Genomic DNA, 21215 nt, shown 5'->3' on the forward strand with positions numbered 1-21215 from the left:
TTTCCTTGTGCCGTTGGCGGCTTAGACCAAGACCGATCCTTTGGCGTCGATCACACCTTGTGTATCGACACCGGCCAGCATCATGTCGTTATGCGCTTTGCCCGACGGGATCATCGGGAAACAGTTTTCGTGTTTTTCCACCAGACAGTCAAAGATCACCGGACCGTCATAGTCGAGCATTTCCATGATCGCGTCGTCCAGATCGTCGGGGTCCGAACAGATGATCCCCTTGGCCCCGAAGGCTTCGGCGAGCTTGACGAAATCGGGCAGGGATTCAGACCAGCTTTGGGAATAGCGCTCGCCGTGCAGCAGCTCTTGCCACTGGCGGACCATGCCTAAGCGTTCGTTGTTCAGGATGAACTGTTTCACCGGCAGGCCATATTGCATGGCGGTGCCCATTTCCTGCATATTCATCAGCCAAGACGCTTCGCCCGCAACGTTGATGACCAACGCGTCAGGATGCGCCATCTGCACGCCGATGGACGCAGGGAAACCATAGCCCATCGTCCCCAACCCGCCAGAGGTCATCCAGCGGTTCGGATCCTCGAAACCAAGGTATTGCGCGGCCCACATCTGGTGCTGGCCCACCTCGGTGGTGACATAGCGGTCACGCCCTTTGGTCAACGCCTCAAGCCGCGAGAGCGCGTATTGCGGTTTGATGATCTTGCCTTTTTGCTCGAATTTGAGGCAGTCAACATTGCGCCATTCCTCGATCTTCTTCCACCATTTGCCAAGGGCTTCGGTGTTTGTCTTGCGGCCGCGCGATTTCCAGACCTTCAGCAGGTCTTCAAGCACATGGCCCACGTCGCCGACGATAGGGATGTCCACGCGGATGATCTTGTTGATCGACGAGGGATCGATGTCGATATGCGCTTTCTTGGATTTCGGGCTGAACATGTCGACAACGCCGGTGATCCGGTCGTCGAAGCGCGCGCCGATGTTGATCATCAGATCGCAGTCGTGCATCGCCATATTGGCCTCGTAAAGACCATGCATGCCGAGCATCCCCAACCATTTGTCACCCGACGCCGGATAGCTGCCAAGCCCCATCAAGGTAGAGGTGATGGGAAAGCCTGTCGCCTCGACCAATTCGCGCAGAAGTTGCGACGCCGCAGGGCCGGAGTTGATGACGCCGCCGCCGGTATAGAATATCGGGCGCTTGGCGGTCTCGATGGCGGCCACCAGTTCGGTGATCTCGGTCATGTCGCCTTTGACGGGCGGCTGGTAATGCGAGGTGGACGGCTTCTTGGGCGTGTATTCCCCCGTGGCGAATTGCACGTCTTTCGGGATGTCGACCAGAACGGGGCCGGGGCGCCCGCTGGTGGCCACGTGGAAAGCCTCGTGCAGGACGCCGCCCAGCTTGTCGGTCTCTTTCACCAGCCAGTTGTGCTTGGTGCAGGGGCGGGTGATGCCAACGGTATCGGCCTCTTGAAACGCGTCAGAGCCGATCATGAAGGTCGGCACCTGACCTGTCAGGACCACCAGCGGAATGGAATCGAGCAAGGCATCCGTCAGGCCGGTCACCGCATTGGTGGCACCGGGGCCCGAGGTTACAAGAACAACGCCCGGTTTTCCGGTCGAACGCGCATAGCCTTCGGCGGCATGCACCGCCCCTTGTTCGTGACGCACCAACACGTGTTTGATGCTGTTTTGTTGGAACACCTCGTCATAGATCGGTAGGACAGCGCCGCCGGGATAGCCAAATACGGTATCGACACCCTGATCAATCAGGGCTTGAACGATCATTTTCGCTCCGGTCATTTTACGTGTCATCTTGGTGCTCCGTCAGGCGGTGGTTTATCAAAAAATACGTTGCGCAAAAAAAAGCCCCCGATTTTGACGGGGGCGCATGGTGACTATTATGGTCTGCCGTTACCGGCCCATGCGCGTGTGTCTTAGAATGACGACGATATCTGTCAAAGCTAGATCTGTCATAGCCAAAGGCCCCTCATTGCGTGCATGGACATTATGAGCGCCACAAAGGGGCGTCAATGCTCTATTGTCGATAAAAGTGTCGCTGGGTGCAAAAAATCTTTTCATTTATTGCGCGAAATCGTGAATTTTCTAATTTTTGCAAAAATGGGGGCATTTCTCGGGCCGATATCAGCTAGAGTCGCACTCCGGTTCCCTGCAGCACGCCGTGTTCCATCGCGTAGCGCGTCAGCCCTGCGGTGGAAGAGATGCCAAGCTTGCGCTTGATATTCTTGCGGTGGGTTTCGACGGTGCGCACAGAGATATCCAAGGTCAGCGCGACCTCTTTGTTGGATTTCCCCTGTGCCAGCTGCAACAGGATCGTCTGTTCGCGTTCGGTCAGGGATTCACGTGCGGCATCCTTGGGTTCAAGCGAGCCCTGCGCGCCGGTGCACAGATATCGTTCGCCGCGCATCACCGTATCGATCGCCAGCTTGATCTCGTCTGTCGGCACATCCTTGAGGATATACCCCATGGCACCGTGGCTCAGCGCCGAAGAGATATATTCGGGGTTATCATGCATCGACAGGATCACGATGCGGGTGTCGGGCTGGCGTTCCAGCAAGATCTCGGTCGCGGACAGCCCGCCGATCTCTGGCATGTTGAGGTCCATGAGGATCACATCTGGGTCCAGTTCCGCGACGCTCTCGATCGCGGCGCGGCCATTGGGCAGACAGCCGACCACATTGATATCGTCATAGCTTTCAAGAATGGACTGGATGCCTTCGGCGACCATCGGGTGATCGTCCACGATCATCACTTTGATCAACTCGGGCGGCTGGGTGTCTGAAAGGGTCATTGGGCAGCTTTCGGGAAGGAAGAATATCAGGGCTCAGGGCAAGGCAATGGGCGGCGGGCGCAGCATATGGGTCAGCGGGACGGTGGCGGTAATCTCGGTGCCGCCTTGGGCAGAGGTTTGCATGGTCAGCGTACCGTCTAGTTGTTCGATCCGCTCTTGCATATTGCGCAGGCCCAACCCTCCGGCGGTGGAGCGTGTCTTGGCCAGCCCCAGCCCGTTGTCAGAGATCGACAGCGTCGCGCCCTGTCGGTGACCGCGCAGATCGACGATGACTTCGGTAGCGCGGGCGTGACGTTCGATATTGGTCAGCGCCTCTTGCGCGATCCGGTAAAGCGCGATCTTAGCCTCGTCGTCCAGGCGGTTGCGGAAGACCACGGTGTCGAAGCGGCACTGAATACCAGTGCGTAGGGCGAATTGTTCGACCAGCGTTTTCAGCGCGGGACCAAGGCCCAGATCATCCAGAATACTGGGGCGCAGGTCGCGGCTGATGCGGCGCACTTCGGCGATTGATTGTGCAAGGCTGTCGATCCCCTTTGCCAAAGGCTCTGCCGCGCGGGCGTCGCCCCTTTCCAGCCGGCGTCGCGCGTTGTCGAGCGCATAGCGCACCCCCACCAAGATCTGGCTGATACCATCATGCAGTTCGCGCGCCACGCGGCCGCGCTCTTCCTCTTGGGCGTCAAATACCCGCTGCGTCAGCTTTTTGAGCTTCGCATCCGCAAGCCGCCGTTCACGCAGGTTGACCAGCATGCCCGTGCCAAACACCAGCAGCAGGGCGGTCACCGTAATAACGCCAATATAGAAGAACGTACGTTGCACCCGCGCCTGCACATCGGATCGCGCCGCGGCCCCGCTGGCAAGCACGTCGTCGATGAACACACCCGTCCCCACGGCCCACTGCCAGCTGGGGAAAGAGGTGACATAGGTGATCATCTGCGCATCCTCTCCGGTAGAGGGTTTGGGCCACATATAGGTGTGATACCCGCCGCCACTACGCGCGATGCGGATCAGCTCGTCCACCACGGGCGTGCCGTCGCTGTCCGTCTCGCCGGCAAAGTTGCGGTTGATCCGGTCGGTCTGGCGCGGGCTGACAAGGGCGGTGCCGTCGTAGTCATAGACAAAGAACTGACCTTCCTCGCCATAGATCATCGCCGCGAGGATCTGCGCCACCTGCGATTTCGCCGCCCCGTCATCAGGAGAGGCGGACCCGTAGACGAAGTAAAAGCCGTTGCGCGCCTGTGTCACATAATTGCGCAGCTCTACCTTCTTGGCGTCCAGCAACTGCTGCTCGAGCGTTGAAATCTCGCGGTCGGCCACCGCGCGCGCCTGCAATGCCACGACAAAGGCAATCGCCGTCACCGCCAGCACCAGCGGCACAGAGGCGATGAGCGTCAGCTTTTGGGCGTAGGTGGGGGCGATCATGAAAGACGGGCGGCGCATGCAGCGCTGATACTGGGAAATCCACACGAATCAAAGTGCTAGATGCAGTCACAAATCACCCGCTATACGCGTGTATGCACAACATATGGCAGGTGCGGCGGGACATTTGCCGCATATTTGGGCGGTAAATCTGCACCCTCTACGCAGTAGTTGGTATTTTCAACCATTCGCTTTTGCGTAGAGTGAACGACACTTGAAATGACCCGCGCGCATATAATGAAGCGCGGGCACCCTCATATAACTCGGGAGGAGTATCCAATATGGACCGTCGTTCATTTCTGAAGACATCCGCGCTTGGCGGGTCTGCCGCCGCTGCATCGACACTGGCCGCACCGCTGTACGCCCAAGGCAAACGCACGCTGACCATGGTCACCGCATGGCCCCGTGGCTTTGCCGTGCTTGATGACGCCGCGACCTACCTCAACAACATGGTTAACGAGATGTCTGACGGCACGTTGACCATCGAAAAGAAAGCCCCGGGCGAGCTCGTCGGCGCGTTCGAGGTCTTTGACGCGGTTTCCTCCGGTCAGGCGGATATGTATCACGCGGCTGACTACTACTTCATCGGCCAGCACCCCGGTCTGGCGTATTTCACCGCCGTGCCTTTCGGTGCCACAGCACAAGAGCTGACCAACTGGTATCTGCACGGTGGCGGCCATGACCTGCACAACCAGATCGGTGAAATCTTCAACATGAAGATGTTCCTCGCCGGTAACTCCGGTTCGCAGTCCGGTGGCTGGTTCCGCAAGGAAATCAACTCTGCCGCGGACTTCAACGGCTTGAAATTCCGTATGCCCGGTCTGGGTGGCAAGGTGCTGGGTAAACTGGGCGCGTCTGTTCAGAACATCCCCGGTGGCGAACTGTATCAGGCGCTGTCCTCCGGCGCGCTTGACGGGCTGGAGTGGGTTGGCCCCTTCGCGGATGAGCGCGCGGGCTTCCAGGAAGTCGCCAAGATCTACTACACCGCTGGTTTCCACGAGCCAGGGTCGGGCCTGACCGCATCGGTCAACCTTGATGTGTTCAACGACCTGACACCGGCACAGCAGAAGATCATCGAATACGCATCGATGGCGACCACGCACACCGGTCTGGCCGAAACACTGGCCAACAATGGTGCCGCCTTGGCGCGTCTGCAGCAGCAGGGCGTGAAAACCATGCAGTTCCCCGATGATGTCTGGGATGCATTCGGTGCGGCCTCCAAAGAGGTTATGGACGAGAACATGGACGACTCCCTGTTCGCCGACATCCGCAACAGCTTTGAATCCTCGCTGTCCGCATCGGCTGAATGGCTGTCCAAATCCGACGCCTACTATGTCGAACAGCGCCAGCGCGTTCTGGGCAAAATGTAAGCCATCCCCACGGGATGACAGGGGGGCTGCCTTTGGGCGGCCCCACACGCGACTTTGCGATCCGGAACACGGGCGCGCAAAGCGAGGATAATTTTCGCACCAAGCCCACACTGAAACCGGGCGGGCGAAGGGGGGATATCAATGGCAGAAGATGCAGTATGCGCTGGATTTTTCCGCGCGGCGGAAGGGGCCAAGATCAGCTGCTTGGACCAATTCCAAGAAGGCAACCTGATCAGCTTCATTCTGGGCAACCTACTTGAAGCGTTCTACAATTTCTTTGCAGCGGTGCTGAACCCGTCCATGTGGCTGGACTGGTCCAACAGCGAAGCCTTGATGCGGTTCATCTATTACGGTGCCTCGGTAGAGCTGTTCTTTGTCTTGCTCGTCGGACTGCTGATTGTCACGGCTGTCGGCATCTGGAAACGCAGTTTTATGTGGGGATGTGTGCGCGGGCTTGAAGGCTTCGCCAATGTCACCGGGCGTTTCTTTGCCTGGGCCGGGCTTTTGATGGTGCTGCAACAGATCATCATCGTCTTCATGCAACGTATTTTCACCCGGCCTGATATCTCTATCGGCTTTGGTATTCCGCTGCAGTTCGACATCAGCTGGTTCGCGGAAGAGTTGAAGCTTTTCAATGCGTTGGTCGTATGTCTTTGTGTGTCCTACACCTTTGTACAAGGCGGGCATGTGCGCGTTGACCTCTTCTATGCCGGCGCAAAATTCCGTACCAAGCGCGTGATCGACATGTTCGGCGCGCTGTTCTTCATGATCCCCTTTGCGATTGTCACATGGCTTTATGGCTGGTTCTTCCTGTGGCGCCATCTGGTGACACCGAACCCATCGGCCTCTGACCGGTTGGAGCTGCTGCTGCGCAAGGCGCGCTTGCTTAAGTGGAACGTGGAAACCATCGGCTTTTCGCCCAACGGGTTCAACGGCTACTTCTTGTTCAAGATCCTGCTGTGTGCCTTCTGCGCAATGGTGATCTTGCAAGCAATATCAGTGTTTTATCGCGCTTTGTTAGAGTTCCGTGAAGGGCCTGAAAGCGAAGATAAATATCTCGACCGCGATACGTTGGGCGAGGGCGAAGAAGCCTATGAGGGCACACATTAATTCAAGGGGCGTCCCATGCTATTTGGTCTCGACGGGGTCGAAATTGGCCTGATCATTGTTTTTGCCTGCCTCTTTGGCGGCATCCTGTCCGGTTTCCCGGTGGCCTTTGCCATCGGCGGTGCTGGCATCATCTCTTTCGGTATCATCGCCGCACTCGATAGTGCGGGTCTGATGGTGCATCAGGCGATTGACCAATCGTCGCAAGCCTATCGCGATCTGGTGAACTCGGGCGTTCCCAATGACGCGGTATCGAAATTCCGCTATCCGGATTTGCCGCTGATCGGTGAATCTGTCTTCCCCCAAGGCTGGGAAGTCGCGCTGGACCGGAACGTCAGCTTTATCGTGAACCGTATGAACGAACGCGTTCTGGCGGGGCAGTCGATCGAGACGTTGCTGGCGGTTCTGATGTTCGTTCTGATGGGCATCACGCTTGAACGGTCGAAGATCGCGAACGACTTGTTGACCACTATGGCGCGCGTCTTCGGCCCGCTGCCCGGCGGTCTGGCGGTGTCGATTGTGGTTGTGGGCGCGTTTCTTGCGGCCTCTACCGGGATCGTGGGCGCGACGGTTGTCACCATGGGGCTGCTGGCGCTGCCGACGATGTTGCGCAACAACTATTCGCCTGAAATCGCGACAGGCGTCATCGCAGCCTCCGGTACTTTGGGCCAGATCATTCCGCCGTCTATCGTTATCGTCCTTCTGGGCACTTTGGCGGGCGATCTATACTCCGCCGCCCAGGAAGCGCGTGCAACCGCCGTAGGCTGTACCGATGCGCTGACCTACTTGGGCCAGCCCGCGGTTGTGTCTGTAGGGACACTGTTCCAGGCCGCGTTGCTGCCGGGGATCATGCTGGCGCTGCTTTATGCGCTTTACGCCTTTGTCTATGCGCTGCTGAACCCTGAAAAAGCCCCCGCCGTGCCGATGGGGGCGACCAATGCCGAACCCATCACACGGGGCGAAGGCTTTACCTGGTTCCTTGGCATGCCAGCCCTGCTGATCGTGGGCACGATTGTTCTGGGCAACCTTGGCATCGTGGGCAGCCAGTCGACTGTTGTGTCCAGCTTTAGCGACATCGGGCAGGGTGCCAGCCTGCGCACCAACGTAGGCGAGGCCTGTCAGGCCGCGATGATCGAACTGCACGGGCAAAGCGCATGGGATCAAGCGGTAACCGAGCAAGCCGCGATCGAGGCGGCGGGCGGTCAACAGGCCAGCGAAAAGCTGACCGAAGAAGCGCTGGCCGCCAAGCAGGCTGAAAAGATCGCCAATGCCGCCCCGATCGGGACCGGTGTTGCGATCATCCTGATCCTGCTGGCGCTGGTGATGACCACCGGTCGCGGTGTCGCCCCATCGGCGGACAAACGGCCGCTGATCATCGGTGGCATCGGTCTGGTGCTGACACTGCTGGTCGATATCCTGCTGGTCGGTCCGGCCACGTCCTCGGGCGCGATGGTGCTGCTGATGGCGCTGCCTTTCGTGGCTGTCATGTATGGCGTGGTCTATGCGCTGAAGCTTTGCGCCGGTAACGAGCTGATCCGCGTGGTCTTCCCGCCGCTGGTCCTGATCGTTGCGGTCCTGGGGTCGATCCTTGGAGGGATCACCAACCCGACGCCCGCTGCGGCCTTGGGGGCAGGTGGCGCGATCATGCTGGCCGCCTATCGCAAGCTCAAGGATATGGACCGGTCGCCCAAGGTGATCATCTGGTCCACCCTGGCCATCCTGATCGCGATCCTTGTCGGCGTGAACTTTGACCTGCGCATCAACCAAGAGGGCGTGAGCGTCGAAAGCTGGTTTGCCTTCTTCGTCGCCTATGGCGCGTATCTATACGCGGTGTTCGGTCTGCTGTTCTCGTGCTGGATCCTTTATACCTCGGGCGTGCTAAGCCCCGTGGTCCGCGAGACGGCCAAGGTGACCTCGATGGTGTTTACCATCCTGATCGGGTCGCAGTTGCTGAACCTTGTGGTGATCTCCTTTGGTGGCGAACACTACATCCAGCAGTGGCTGAAAAGCTTCGACAACGAGCTGACGGTCTTCCTGATCGTGATGCTGGTGCTCTTTGTGCTGGGCTTCGTGCTCGACTTCCTCGAGATCATCTACATCGTGATCCCGATTGTCGGGCCGGTGATCTACGGCGGCACCTTCGACCCGAAGTGGGTGACGATCATGATTGCGGTGAACCTGCAAACGTCGTTCCTGACACCGCCCTTCGGCTTCGCGCTCTTCTACCTGCGCGGCGTAGCCCCCGCGAGCGTCACCACTTCGCATATCTACCGCGGGATCATTCCTTTCGTCTTGATCCAGGTCGGGGCACTGGCGCTGTTGTGGATGTTCCCGGTCATCGTGACCATCGTGCCGGACCTGATCCCCAACTGATCTGGGGTCAGGCCTCCACAAAAACAAAAGGCACCCCCGCGGGGTGCCTTTTTCGTTTCAGCGGGTGACAGCGGTCGAATATGCCGCAGCGGTACGATTTACCCTTTGGTGGGGCTCAGATCGGGGAGGGCGATATTGGCCACCTGTTCGGCAATCGGGTCGGTGTTCAGCGGATGCTGTTCGGGTTCGAAATCATCGGGGTTGCGCATCTTCTGCCACGCGCCGCCCATATAGACCTCAAGCCCCGAGAACTTGGCCTTATAGCCCATTTTGGGGCTGCCGGGCACCCAATAGCCCAGGTATACATAAGGCAGACCCGCCGCGCGGGCGATTTCGATGTGGTCAAGGATGATGTAATTGCCCAACCCGTCGCGGGGCCGGTCAGGGCTGTAGAACGAATAGACCATGCTCACCCCGTCATCGAGCACATCTGTCAGGCAGACGCCAATCAACTCGCGGGTTTGGGTATCGGTATATTCGATCACACGGCTGCGGATCGGGGTTTCCTCGATCATCGCGGCAAATTCGAAGACATCCATATCGGCCATGCCACCGTCCGCATGGCGGCTGTCAAGATAGATGCGGAAGAGGTCGTATTGCTCTTCCGTGGCCCAAGGCGACGTCGCCCGCCGCGTCAGCCCCGCGTTGCGCTTGATCGTGCGCTTCTGGCTTTTGCTGGGGGTGAAGTCGGCGACGTTGATACGCGCTGACAGACAGGCCGCGCAATCCGTGCAAGACGGGCGATACAGTACATTCTGCGACCGCCGGAAGCCTTGCCCCGACAGGCTGTTATTCAGCTTGGTCGCGGAGTCGCCCTGCAGCGCGGTGAACAGTTTACGTTCCATCCGGCCGTCCAGATACGGGCAGGGCTGGGGCGCAGTCACATAGAACTGCGGAGCGATGGGAAGTGTATGGCGCATGAAAATCCGTTGTTGTTCGGAGGAAATTCTAACAACTGGTCCAAAGCGCGCCAAGCACAAGTTTGGGTCAGTTCACGCTTTCGACACGACGGTTCAGCGGGACTGTGCCGAGGATCACGTCGCTCAGGCTCTGATGGCGCGAGGTCGCACAGATGAGAATGATCGAAATCACCTGCAAAGGCATCATGGCAACGCTGACCGTATAGCCCGAGGTATGCAAAAACGCCGAGGCCAGATCCAGCGGTTCATCGCGCGCCGTGCGCAACTCCATGCCGAACAGGCGCATGCCCCAAGTGGCCGACCCGCTGGCAAGTGTCGCGACACGGTAGGTAAAGCCCACCATCAGCATCAGCAGCGGGAAAAAGAACAGGCCGGTGAAGGCGGTGAACGGCAGGATCAACACGCTGGCGATCAGCACCAGCAGGGCGTCCACAACCCAAGCCATGAACCGCTTGGTCGGAATGCCGCTATAGAATTCAGGCTGGTCGAATGGATCGGGGGTGGTGGGGGTCATCATGTCCTGTCCCTTGAGAAAATCGGCCCCCCCCGCCAAGGCGGAGGGGGTGTTGATTGAACGCGCAGGCTTTAGGCCTTTTGCGCATCATCTTCGTTTTTGGAGCCTTCGGCCATGAACTGGTCGAACTCTGCCTTGTCCTTGGCTTCGCGCAGACGGCTCAGGAAGGCTTCAAAATTGGTTTGCTCTTCCTCCAGACGGGCCAGGGTGTCGGCCTTATAGGCATCAAAGGCGGCGTTTCCGGTTGAACGCCCGGTGATAGACCCACGGCGGGCGCGTTTGCTGCAAGACGAAGATTTAAACATGCGTTTGCTCCAGATCATATAGGCAAGAAGGGCGAGGCCAAGCGGCCAGAAAAGAATGAAACCGACAACCATGGCGGCGATCCAGGCCCCTTTGCCCTTGTCGTCAAGAAAGTCCTCGGTACGGCCCAGCCAACTGCGTTGTGCGGTGTAGGTGGGTGCATAGGTCTGTGTCATCAAGTTCCCTTTCGGTCAGAGTGTGGTGGCCCTGAACGCTGCGGGCCGGTGCGGTGGCGGGCAATGTAAATGCCTTTCACATTACATTAGATCGGGGTGCGCCCTGTGGTTTGCAAGGGATAATGTAAATCTTTTTTACATTATTTGGATTTGCACGTGTTTGGTGGGGGTTAGCAGGTGTCACGGCGCCATTGACGACGGGCATAGAACCAGCGAATGCTTGGCGTATGAGAACACTTGCCAGTCAGATCACCCGCTGTCCCCGCATCTTTACGGCCGATCAGGCGCAGGATGCGCGCGCCCTCTTTCCCGATGCGCCGTCCGAAATTGCCGCGCTTGTGGCGGGGGCGGGATCGACGTCGCCCTATCTTCTGGGGTTGATGCAAAAGGAAACCGACTGGTGTCGTGTGGCCTTCGATGATCCCGCAGGGGCGGTGCAGCAGGTGATCGACAGCGCGGGCGCGGTGCCCCCAGACCAGTTGTCCAGTCATCTACGGCAGGGCAAACGGCGCGTGGCGCTGATGACGGGGCTGGCTGATCTGGCAGGGGCTTGGTCGCTGGAGGAGGTGACCGGCGCGCTGACCGATTTCGCCGACGCCGCCGCCCAAGCCGCGCTGACCGCAGGTCTGAAAGCGCAGATCAAACGCGGCAAGCTGCCCGGCATGACGGAAGAGGACGCCGACAGCGGCGCAGGCATGGTCGTGCTGGCTATGGGCAAGATGGGCGCGCGCGAGCTGAATTATTCGTCCGATATCGATCTGATCTGCCTGTTCGACGAAACGCGCTTTGACGCCAGCGATTTTCACGACGCCCGCACCGCCTTTGTTCGCGCCACACGTGCGATGAGCGGGACGCTCAACGATCTCACGGGCGAGGGCTATGTCTTTCGCACAGACCTGCGGCTGCGGCCCGATTCCGGTGTGACGCCCGTGTGCATCGCGATGGAAGCGGCAGAACGGTATTACGAAAGTCTGGGCCGCACATGGGAGCGTGCCGCCTATATCAAGGCACGCCCTGCGGCGGGCGATCTGGCGGCGGGTGATCAGTTCCTCTCGGTGCTGCGGCCCTTCGTCTGGCGCAAGCATCTGGATTTTGCCGCGATTCAGGACGCCCATGACATGCGCCTTGCGATCCGCGAGCACAAAGGGTTGGGGGGCAGTGTCTCGCTTTCGGGGCATAATATGAAGTTGGGGCGCGGCGGTATCCGCGAGATCGAATTTTTCACCCAGACCCGTCAGCTGATCGCCGGTGGGCGCGACGCAGATCTGCGCGTGCGCGGCACCTGCGAAGGCATGGCCGTGCTGGCGGAAAAGGAATGGATCCCCTCAGAAGTGGCCGAGACGCTGTGCGATCACTACCTGGCGCATCGTACCGTGGAGCACCGCGTGCAGATGATCCGTGACGCCCAGACCCATACGTTGCCCCAAACCGAAGAGGGGTTCGACCGGCTGGCCGCGATGATGGATATGGATGTCCCCGCGCTGCGCAGTGACCTTGAACGGCGGCTCGAAGAGGTTCACCAACTGACCGAAGGGTTCTTTGCGGGCTCGACCTCACGCCCTGAAGCGGCTGCCGCGCCCGAGGAACATGTCTTTGACGCCGCGATCGTGGATCGGTGGCTGAACTACCCCGCCTTGCGCAGCGCCCGGGGGGCGGAGCTTTTTGCAGAGCTGAAACCCGGATTGCTGGCGCGTCTCGCACGGGCCACCAAACCGGACGAGGCATTGCTGGCCTTCGACGGCTTTCTTGGCGGTCTGCCCGCGGGGGTGCAGTTATTCTCTTTGTTGAAGATCAACCCGCAACTCTCTGATTTGCTTGTTGATATCGTCAGCGCGTCACCTGCGCTCGCTGCCTATCTGTCGCGTAATGCGCAGGTGTTCGACGCGGTGATCGGCGGTGATTTCTTCAGCGAATGGCCGGCAGAGGACGCTTTGGTCGACAGTCTGACAGAGGTGCTGGAGGCCGAAGAGGATTATGAGACGCGGCTGGATACCTGTCGTCGATGGGCCAAGGAATGGCATTTCCGGATCGGGGTGCATCACCTGCGCGGGCTGATTGATGCCGCGACGGTTGGAGCGCAATATGCCGATCTGGCGCGGGCGGTGTTGCGCGGGCTCTGGCCGGTGGTGATCGACGAATTCTCGCGCCGTCACGGGCCGCCGCCCGGGCGCGGTGCGGTGCTGGTCGGGATGGGGTCACTTGGCGCGCGCCGCCTGACCGCTGCCTCTGATCTGGATATGATTGTGGTCTACGATTCCGCTGGCGTCGAAAGCTCTGACGGCAAGCGCCCGCTGGCGTCGCGGCTGTATTATGCGCGGTTGACGCAGGCGATGATCACCGCGATGACCGCGCCGATGGCCCAGGGCAAGCTCTACGAAGTGGACATGCGCTTGCGCCCGTCGGGGACGCAGGGGCCGGTCGCGACCAGTTTAGCGAGTTTTGAAAGCTATCAGATGGGGCAGGCCTGGGTGTGGGAGCATCTGGCACTGACCCGCGCCGATTGTGTGACCGGCCCCGATGATCTGATGCAGGATGTTGCGCGCCTGTGCGACAGGGTGCTCGCCCGTTCGCGCGACCGTGCCGATACCCTGCACGAGGTCGCGGCGATGCGCGCACGTCTGGCAACAGCCAAGGTGGCCGGCGGCATCTGGGATGCCAAGAACGGGCCGGGGCGCTTGCAGGATATCGAATTGCTGGCGCAGGCCGGGGCCTTGCTGGCGGGCACCACGGCGCGGGATATCACCTCTGCGCTCGGGGATGCGGAGGCGCAGAACGTCATCACTGCCGATCAGGCAGAGGTGCTGCGCCGCGTCTACCGCACCTGCTGGGCGCTGCAATCCGCGACGCGGCTGCTGTCATCCTCTGTTCTGCGCGAGGATTCTCTGGGGCAGGCGGGTTTGCGGTTTCTGTGCCGCTCCCTCGATGTGGACACGCCCGAAGAACTGCACGCGCATCTCGCGCAAAGCTACGATCAGGCCGCGACGATCATCGCCGATGCACTGGCCGCTTACGTGGACAAGGCGGATGGGGGCGGGACATGAGCAAAGGGGACCCCAACGATCCCAAAGGGCTGATCTTTGAATCCTACCGCATAGAGGGGATCACACAGGCGGAGTGTCGATCAATCTTTCTGGATTGGGCGCTCAGCCTGCCAGCGGAAGCAGATACCAAAGCCGCCCTGCGCGCCTTGTTGGACAGCGTGACAGCAGAGAACCAAGACCATCCCATGACCCAGGTGATGCAAGAGGGGTTGATCGACATGGCCACGCCCCGGCGGCGCGGCGGCTGGCGCACCCGACCGCGCAGCTAGACAGGCCGACATTAAGGCGTAAACGTGCCGAAATACCCTAATGATGCCTTAGGTTTTGAACATTCTTGCCCCATTCCTGCCTTAATTGAGCAGCATTACCGTTACATGGCTGCACAATCCGTATCGTCAGCAGCTTTTGGAGGGGTAAATGAAACATCATAAACTGTTGATCGCTTTGGCCTGTGCCGCTGCCGTGTCCGGTTGTGCACCGGCGGATATTGCCAGCCGGAATGCGATGTATGACACATCCTCGACCCGCATGTCCTTGCTGGACAATCTGAACGCCTACCAGCCCGATACGTTGCTGGACGCGGTGCATATCCAGCACACCAACGTCTCTGTGCCCGACCACCTGCGGGTCGCACAAGCGCCAAGCCTGCTGCAATCGGCCGACATCGTCTGGCATGGCGAAGCAGACACTGACCGCCGCGATCAGGTGCGCGCGATCTTCGAGGCCGCAATCCGCCAAGGGGCAGTGACCGCCTATGGTCCCGTGCCCGCCGCGCTGGAGGTCGAGGTCTTGCGGTTCTACAACCCCGCCTCGGAAGCCCCGTCGGCAGAGTTTATCCTGACCGTTGTCGATGCCCGCAATGGCAACCCGTTGGCCGAACCCCGTCAGGTCGCGGTAGAGCTGAGCAGCTTTGCGCCCCCCGTCGCAGAGGCGCAGCCGGACAATGCGGTTATGATCCATGATCTGGCCCGTGCGATCGAACAGCAGCTCGCCACACCGGGCAGCTATAAACGCACGAAACTTGCCGCCTATTAAGGCAGCAATCGAACTCTGCGCTTCCCCAAACGCGCGGAACCGACTAATGGGGGCGGTATGACAACGCCCCTTTCCCCTCCCGCTTCGACCGACCCTTCCGATTTGCCTGTGGTGCGCCTGCTGCCCAAGGCGAATGCCCGCGCCATCCGGCACGGGTTTCCCTGGGTTTATGCCAATGAAATGGTCACCGACCGCCGCACCAAGGCGCTTGCGCCCGGCAGTCTCGCGCTGCTGGAAGACAGTGCCCGTCAGGTGATGGGGGTGGTCACGGTGAACCCGGCCTCCAAGATCTTCTGCCGGATGCTGGACCAGAACGCGCAAGCCGTGGTGAACCAGAACTGGTTCGAGGCCCATATCAATCGCGCCGTGCAGCTGCGTGACCAGATGTATGACGCACCCTATTACCGGTTGATCCACGCCGAAGCCGATGGGTTGCCCGGTGTGGTGATCGACCGCTTTGGCGATACAGCCGTCATTCAGGCCAACGCCGCATGGGCTGATGTGCATATCGATGCGCTGACAGCAGCGTTGGTGGAACAAACCGGCGTGCGCCACGTGCTCAAGAACGCGTCGGGCCGGACCCGCAGCCTTGAAGGGCTGGATGACGTAAGCGGAGTGTTGCACGGCGAGGCACCAAGCGCGCCTGTGCAAGTGCCGATGAATGGTGCTATCTATATGGCTGACCTCACCGGCGGCCAGAAAACCGGCCTGTTCTACGACCAACGCCCGAACCACGCCTTCGCGGCGAACCTGTCCAAAGGCAAACGCGTGCTGGATGTCTTCGCCCATGTTGGCGGGTTCTCACTCGCCGCGCTGGCAAATGGCGCGTCTTCTGCGGTTGCGGTCGATGGATCGGCACCCGCGCTTGAGCTGGCGCAGCAGGGCGCGGAGGCTATGGGCGTCACGGACCGTTTTGCCACGCGCCAAGGCGATGCCTTTGACATCCTGACAGCACTGCGGGCCGAGGGCGAAGAGTTCGACGTGGTGATCTGCGATCCGCCCGCCTTTGCCCCCGGTAAACCCGCGCTTGAAGCCGGTCTGCGCGCCTATGAACGTGTGGCGCGTCTGGCGGCGCAACTGGTGGCCGAAAACGGCGTGCTGGGTCTGTGTTCCTGTTCCCATGCGGCGGATCTGACGCAGTTCCGCACCGCATCTGTGCGCGGTATCGGTCGTGCGGGACGGCGCGCAGCGCTGCTGCACACCGGTTTCGCCGGACCTGACCACCCGCAGCTGCCGCAACTGGCGGAGACGGGATACCTCAAGTCGTTGTTCTTCCGCCTGTAATGGCGCTGCGCATCCTGATTGACGCCTGCGTGCTCTATCCCACCGTCATGCGCGAGATGGTGATGGGCGCGGCGCGGGCGGGGGTGTTTGAACCGCTGTGGTCCGCGCGCCTGTTGGAAGAATGGGCGCGCGCCGCGATCAAGCTTGGCCCCGAGGGCGAGGCACAGGCCCGCGCAGAGATCGCCTTGCTGCGCGCCGCCTGGCCCAAGGCGGAAGTGCCCCCGAGCCCCGGTGTGGCGGCACGGCTGTACCTGCCGGATGAAAACGATGTGCATGTGCTGGCCGCCGCGATCACCGGCCATGCCGATATTATAATGACACTGAATGCCAAGGATTTCCCCCGTGGCACCTTGGCTGAGGAGGGGTTGGCGCGGGTCGATCCCGACAGCTATCTGCACGGCGTCTGGCTGGCGCAGCCGCAGGTGATGGAAGCTGTAGCCGCACATGTTCTGGAAGAGGCACGCCGCCTGTCAGGCCATCCGTGGGAGATGCGACCGTTGCTGAAGAAAGCACGGCTGCCGCGGCTGGCAAAGGCGCTTGGTTAACGGTCCCAGGCGGTTTGCAGCGCAGTAAGCGCACCGATCCTGTCAGCCGTCTTCGGGTGGCTCAGCAGCCAGGCGGGGGCGGTGCCGTGGTTGCTTTGGGTCAGTGCCTCCAGCTTCTCGAACAAGGAAATCTGTGGCGCGATGCCGATACCCGCTTTGGTCAGCAGGGCGGCGGCATAGGCGTCCGCCTCGTACTCATCGCTGCGCGACAGGCGCGCGGCCAGGAGCGTCGCCAGCATATTGGCGATCCAGATGCCGACACCGGGGAGGATACGCCCCAAGATCATCCCAAGCGCCGCGCGCATGGCATTCTGGCCGGAAAAATCGATCATCCGTCGCCGTGAATGCCCCAAGGCCACATGGCCGAGCTCATGTGCAATCACGCTCGCGAGTTCCTCGGCGGTGACGGCACCGGATTTGAATTTCTCGTAAAAACCGCGGGTAATGAAGATCCGCCCATCGGGGGCGGCAAGACCATTGACGGGGGCGACTTCGTATATATGGACCTTGATCCGCGGCAGATCGAGGGCGCTGGCCAGTTTCGATGTCATCTCGCGCAGGGCAGGGTCGAGCAGTTCAGTCGATTTTTCATCCAGTTCCTTCGCGGTGCGCCAAGCGGAAAAGCGATACATGGCAAGCCCGTAGAGCACGGCGAGAAGTATGGGGAGGATGCGGATCATCCACCCAATATGGACGCAGGTACGCGGGGTGCAAGGGTGGAATGAGTATTTGGGAAAAGGGTGAAGGGGGCGTGGTAGGGGCCGCGGGCGGGCGCGGCCCCTGGGGCAGGGTCAGGACAGTTTTGCGTCCATCGTGATTTCGGCGGTCATCAGTTTGGAGATGGGGCAGTTCTCCTTGGCGGTTTTGGTCGCCTCTTCGAACTGCTCTTGTGTGGCGTTGGGGATGACACATTCCACATCAAGGTGAATCTTCGGCACATGGAAGCCGCCGTCTTTTTGTTCAAGGAAGACCGTGGCCTTGGTTTCGATGCTATCGGCGACCAGATCGTAGTCTTCAAGGATCATCGACAGCGCCATGGAGAAACAGGACGCATGGGCCGCGCCGATCAGCTCTTCGGGGTTGGTGCCGTCTTTGCCTTCGAAACGGGTGTTAAAGCCGTAGGGCTGGTCGCTGATCACGCCGGTCTGGGTGGAGACATGGCCTTTGCCCTCTTTGAGGTTGCCTGTCCATTTTGCGGAGCCTGATTTCTTGATCATGGGAATTCCTTTCACCATTTGGGTTCATGGTGAAAACGCGGGGCGCGGTGGAATGTTCCGATCTGTGGTGGGGTGGCGGCTGATTACCGGGTCAGGGTCTTCATCCCGCGGCTCAGCCCGTCGAGGGTCATGGGCACCATGGCCTCTGCGCCGAAGATTTCCTGCACCATCTTGATGGATTGTGTGTAGGGCCAGTATTTCTCGGGGATCGGGTTGATCCAGAGGTTGCTGTTCCATTGTTCGCGCGCCCGAGAGAGCCAGACCGATCCGGCCTCGGCGTTCCAGTGTTCATTGGCGCCACCGGGGTAGGCGATTTCGTAAGGGGACATGGACGCGTCGCCCACGAAAATGCATTTGTAATCCGGCCCGTAGGTGCGCAGCACTTCCATCGTGTCCAACTGTTCCGTCCAGCGGCGGCGGTTGTCACGCCAGACGCCTTCATACAGGCAGTTGTGGAAGTAGAAGTGTTCGAGGTGTTTGAATTCGGACTTGGCTGCGCTGAACAGTTCTTCAACGGTTTTGATATGCGGGTCCATCGAACCACCCACATCCAAGAACAGCAGCACCTTGACCGCGTTGCGCCGCTCGGGGCGGGTTTTGACATCGAGGTAGCCGTGTTCCGCCGTCGCACGGATGGTGCCGCCCAGATCAAGTTCGTCATTGGCGCCGTCACGGGCCCACCGGCGCAGACGTTTCAGCGCGACCTTGATGTTGCGGGTGCCCAGTTCGACCGTGTCGTCGAGGTTTTTGAATTCGCGTTTGTCCCAGACCTTGACCGCGCGCTGGTGGCGCGATTCATTCTGGCCGATGCGGACGCCTTCGGGGTTGTAGCCATAGGCCCCGAAGGGCGAGGTGCCTGCGGTGCCGACCCATTTATTGCCCCCCTGATGGCGGCCTTTCTGTTCCTCGAGCCGTTTGCGCAGCGTCTCCATCAGCTTGTCAAAACCGCCTGCGGCTTCGATCTCGGCCTTTTCCTCGGGGGTGAGGTGCTTTTCGGCCATTTTTTCCAGCCACTCGTGCGGGATGTCCACGGCCTCCATCACATCGTCGAGGCTGATGTTTTCGAGGCCCGAGAAGGCAGCCGCAAAGGCGCGGTCGAACTTGTCGATGTTGCGTTCGTCTTTAACCATGCTGGTGCGCGCGAGATAGTAGAAGGCATCGACATCATAGGTCGCGAGCCCGGCTGCCATCCCGTCGAGAAAGGCGAGAAACTCGCGCATGGACACCGGCACCTTGTGTTGGCGCAGTTGGTCAAAGAACGGCAGAAACATGAATTACGCTCCGGTTAGGACTCGGTCCAGAACGACTGTAAGGATCATGCCGACGATGATAAAGGCCATCGCAAACCCGGCTGCGTATTGTGCGATATCCTTGCGGTTGCCGTTGCGTTTACGGGCGGTCAGCCCCCCGATAACAGCGCCGATCACGGCGAGAAGTATGACGATCATTTTAACCCGTTTCGCTAGTTATTTGAGCGGGTTAAGCGACGCGATCTCGCGCATTTTGGCCCGCACAGCCCAGTCAGAGCCAAATCCGTACCGTGCCCAGCCCAAACTGTCCACCCTGACGGCCTGTGCCTCGGCCGCGCGGTTCTCAAGCTCGAGCGCTTCGGCACGCAGCAACAGCAGGGTGCTGAGCAGGGCGGCGTTCTCGCGGCGACGTGCGGTGTCGATATGCGGCGCGATCAGACGTAGCGCTTCGGCACCCTGACCCTTTGAGACCGAATAGGCCCCCAGTTGCGTCGCCACATAGGCGCGGTGCAGATCGGTGTCGGGGGTGCGGGCGTAGAAGAGGTCGGACATCTTGTATTGTTCATGCGCGGCTTCGGCATCACCCGATTGCAACGCGCGTCCCATGGCGTAATGGGCAAACGCGCGGCGGTGATCCTGCCAGCCCAGACTTTGTGCGATCTTGATGGCGCTATAGGCCGCGTCCTGGCGTTGCCCGCTGGAGCGTCCGGGCCCGAGCGCGCCCTGAACGGCGGCATTCCAGGCGCGGGGGGTGCGGGTCAGGAAGCGTGCTTTGGTCGATGTGCCGCCCGGATTGATCCGCGCCAGAATACCCGGCAGGGCGTTTGCCACTTGGCCCCGTGTCATGCCCGACCGCAGCGCCGGATCGTAGTAGGCGCGCAGGATCATCATATCAAATCCGGTCAGCACCGTATGCACGTTGTCATCGTTAAAGACGGAATCCGGCAGGCGATACAGATCGTTGAGAGGACCAAGCGCTTGGGCCAGTTCTTCGTGCAAACAATCGCGGACCTCTTGCGGGCTGGCGTCATTGGGGATGAAGATCGACACGCGGCTGCGGGTTTTCAGCAAGGACCAGTTGGTCTGCGCGGTGCGGCGAACTTTCTTGTATTCATCAAGGCTGCTGACATTCGGGGCCACAAAGCATGCGGCCTGGGGTAGCACCTTGCTGATGGTGCGACGGCTGACAGCTTCGACGGTGATATTGGCATTCGGGCCGCTGGTGGGGCTGATGTCGATCCGGGCCTCTTGCCGCAAGCGATTGAGCAGCGCGGTCAGATCGGGGCCAAGGGTCGGGGGCGGCGCACCGATGACGCGCACGGTGACCGGACCTTCGAAACGGGTGAAAACGGGCAGTTCCTTGCCGCTTTCCATGCGGAACGACAGTTCGATAAAATCGAGGCTGAGGTCGTTGTTGGATCGCGGTGCCGGCAGCGATTGATGCACGGTGAACCGTTTCATCGCGGGCAAAGAAGAGGTTGAGGCGGGTTCCATCGCGGCGCGGGTCACCACACCGGGATGCGAGGCCGGAACGCAGGCGCTGATCGCGAGCATCAAGGGCAGCAAAAGGTATTTCTTCATGGATGCGACCCCGTTGTGGCAGGTGCAGGTACCGCAAGGACAACTTTAACAGTCTCCAACACGCGGCGCACGAACGGTGCAAAAATCATATCCATCATCTACCTGACTGCCCTTTTGAGCTGATTACAGGTGTTTTTCGCCCGCCATCCAGACCATTCTAGGGAGCAACCATGTCAAAACAGAGAAAAATGTTAACAAATAAGGCAGGCTTATGACCATCGTTGCTTAGACGTCACAAATAGGACGGGCGCGTTTGCAGCCGTGAAATAACGCGCGGGCGGTTGGATATTCGCTTTATGCGGGATCGGGGCGC

General features: G+C 60.2%; 19 protein-coding genes. 8 read left to right on the forward strand and 11 right to left on the reverse strand.

Features of this window, described 5'->3' with window-relative positions; all coding sequences use genetic code 11:
• Positions 1 to 21 precede the first annotated feature (21 nt).
• The 3 genes from ABM428_RS08820 to ABM428_RS08830 form a co-directional block, all read right to left on the reverse strand.
• Entirely contained in the window at positions 22 to 1773 is a 1752-nt protein-coding gene (locus tag ABM428_RS08820; protein WP_353627856.1) for an acetolactate synthase 3 large subunit, read from the reverse strand.
• A gap of 334 nt (positions 1774 to 2107) precedes the next feature.
• Positions 2108 to 2770: a response regulator transcription factor gene (locus tag ABM428_RS08825; protein ID WP_132996665.1), complete on the reverse strand. Its 663-nt coding sequence runs from the start codon at positions 2768 to 2770 to the stop codon at positions 2108 to 2110.
• Between the two features lie 33 nt (positions 2771 to 2803).
• The gene (locus ABM428_RS08830) at positions 2804 to 4207 is read right to left on the reverse strand and encodes a cache domain-containing protein (RefSeq protein ID WP_348655767.1); all 1404 of its coding nucleotides are present in this window, start codon (positions 4205 to 4207) and stop codon (positions 2804 to 2806) included.
• Positions 4208 to 4467: 260 nt separating this feature from the next.
• Here ABM428_RS08830 and ABM428_RS08835 point away from each other — a divergent pair, with 260 nt between their 5' ends.
• From ABM428_RS08835 to ABM428_RS08845, 3 genes are all read left to right on the forward strand, one after another.
• The gene (locus tag ABM428_RS08835) at positions 4468 to 5556 is read left to right on the forward strand and encodes a TRAP transporter substrate-binding protein (RefSeq protein ID WP_005853304.1); all 1089 of its coding nucleotides are present in this window, start codon (positions 4468 to 4470) and stop codon (positions 5554 to 5556) included.
• A 141-nt stretch (positions 5557 to 5697) separates the two neighbouring features.
• Positions 5698 to 6666, forward strand: a complete 969-nt coding sequence (locus ABM428_RS08840) for a TRAP transporter small permease subunit (RefSeq protein ID WP_005853306.1) — start codon at positions 5698 to 5700, stop codon at positions 6664 to 6666.
• Between the two features lie 15 nt (positions 6667 to 6681).
• Positions 6682 to 9036 carry a TRAP transporter large permease subunit gene (locus ABM428_RS08845; RefSeq protein ID WP_005853308.1) on the forward strand — a complete coding sequence of 785 codons (2355 nt, stop codon included), beginning with the start codon at positions 6682 to 6684 and terminating at the stop codon, positions 9034 to 9036.
• Between the two features lie 98 nt (positions 9037 to 9134).
• Here ABM428_RS08845 and ABM428_RS08850 read toward each other — a convergent pair whose 3' ends face one another.
• The 3 genes from ABM428_RS08850 to ABM428_RS08860 all read right to left on the reverse strand — a co-directional run bounded on the left by ABM428_RS08850 (position 9135) and on the right by ABM428_RS08860 (position 10949).
• Positions 9135 to 9956: an arginyltransferase gene (locus ABM428_RS08850; RefSeq protein ID WP_132996663.1), complete on the reverse strand. Its 822-nt coding sequence runs from the start codon at positions 9954 to 9956 to the stop codon at positions 9135 to 9137.
• Positions 9957 to 10023: 67 nt separating this feature from the next.
• Positions 10024 to 10470, reverse strand: coding sequence for an RDD family protein (locus tag ABM428_RS08855; protein WP_005853312.1), 447 nt, complete (start codon positions 10468 to 10470; stop codon positions 10024 to 10026).
• A 71-nt stretch (positions 10471 to 10541) separates the two neighbouring features.
• Positions 10542 to 10949, reverse strand: a complete 408-nt coding sequence (locus ABM428_RS08860; protein WP_260002320.1) for a DUF2852 domain-containing protein — start codon at positions 10947 to 10949, stop codon at positions 10542 to 10544.
• 227 nt (positions 10950 to 11176) lie between these two features.
• On the opposite strand from ABM428_RS08860, the gene ABM428_RS08865 reads away from it, so the two are divergent.
• From ABM428_RS08865 to ABM428_RS08885, 5 genes are all read left to right on the forward strand, one after another.
• Positions 11177 to 13990: a bifunctional [glutamine synthetase] adenylyltransferase/[glutamine synthetase]-adenylyl-L-tyrosine phosphorylase gene (locus ABM428_RS08865; RefSeq protein WP_353627857.1), complete on the forward strand. Its 2814-nt coding sequence runs from the start codon at positions 11177 to 11179 to the stop codon at positions 13988 to 13990.
• Positions 13987 to 14259 (forward strand): hypothetical protein, encoded by a 273-nt coding sequence (locus ABM428_RS08870; RefSeq protein ID WP_243250103.1) that lies wholly within the window; start codon positions 13987 to 13989, stop codon positions 14257 to 14259. The genes ABM428_RS08865 and ABM428_RS08870 overlap by 4 nt, the downstream gene beginning before the upstream one ends.
• A gap of 148 nt (positions 14260 to 14407) precedes the next feature.
• On the forward strand, positions 14408 to 15025 hold the full coding sequence (locus tag ABM428_RS08875) for a DUF6778 family protein (protein WP_005853320.1): 618 nt from the start codon (positions 14408 to 14410) through the stop codon (positions 15023 to 15025).
• Positions 15026 to 15082: 57 nt separating this feature from the next.
• Entirely contained in the window at positions 15083 to 16309 is a 1227-nt protein-coding gene (locus ABM428_RS08880; RefSeq protein ID WP_353627858.1) for an RSP_2647 family RNA methyltransferase, read from the forward strand.
• A complete protein-coding gene (locus ABM428_RS08885; RefSeq protein ID WP_037944182.1) occupies positions 16309 to 16854 on the forward strand; it encodes an RSP_2648 family PIN domain-containing protein in 546 nt (181 codons plus the stop codon). The genes ABM428_RS08880 and ABM428_RS08885 overlap by 1 nt, the downstream gene beginning before the upstream one ends.
• Here ABM428_RS08885 and ABM428_RS08890 read toward each other — a convergent pair.
• The 5 genes from ABM428_RS08890 to ABM428_RS08910 all read right to left on the reverse strand — a co-directional run bounded on the left by ABM428_RS08890 (position 16851) and on the right by ABM428_RS08910 (position 20902).
• On the reverse strand, positions 16851 to 17534 hold the full coding sequence (locus tag ABM428_RS08890; RefSeq protein ID WP_009826958.1) for a M48 family metalloprotease: 684 nt from the start codon (positions 17532 to 17534) through the stop codon (positions 16851 to 16853). The genes ABM428_RS08885 and ABM428_RS08890 overlap by 4 nt on opposite strands.
• A 111-nt stretch (positions 17535 to 17645) precedes the next feature.
• Positions 17646 to 18071, reverse strand: coding sequence for an OsmC family protein (locus tag ABM428_RS08895; protein ID WP_009826959.1), 426 nt, complete (start codon positions 18069 to 18071; stop codon positions 17646 to 17648).
• Positions 18072 to 18154: 83 nt separating this feature from the next.
• On the reverse strand, positions 18155 to 19342 hold the full coding sequence (locus ABM428_RS08900) for a VWA domain-containing protein (RefSeq protein ID WP_306284814.1): 1188 nt from the start codon (positions 19340 to 19342) through the stop codon (positions 18155 to 18157).
• A 3-nt stretch (positions 19343 to 19345) separates the two neighbouring features.
• Positions 19346 to 19519: a hypothetical protein gene (locus ABM428_RS08905; RefSeq protein ID WP_005853331.1), complete on the reverse strand. Its 174-nt coding sequence runs from the start codon at positions 19517 to 19519 to the stop codon at positions 19346 to 19348.
• 18 nt (positions 19520 to 19537) lie between these two features.
• Positions 19538 to 20902, reverse strand: coding sequence for a DUF2927 domain-containing protein (locus ABM428_RS08910; protein ID WP_353627859.1), 1365 nt, complete (start codon positions 20900 to 20902; stop codon positions 19538 to 19540).
• Positions 20903 to 21215: the final 313 nt, after the last annotated feature.

The sequence above is a fragment of the Sulfitobacter sp. TCYB15 genome, assembly GCF_040435955.1.
Classification (GTDB): Bacteria; Pseudomonadota; Alphaproteobacteria; order Rhodobacterales; family Rhodobacteraceae; genus Sulfitobacter; species Sulfitobacter pontiacus.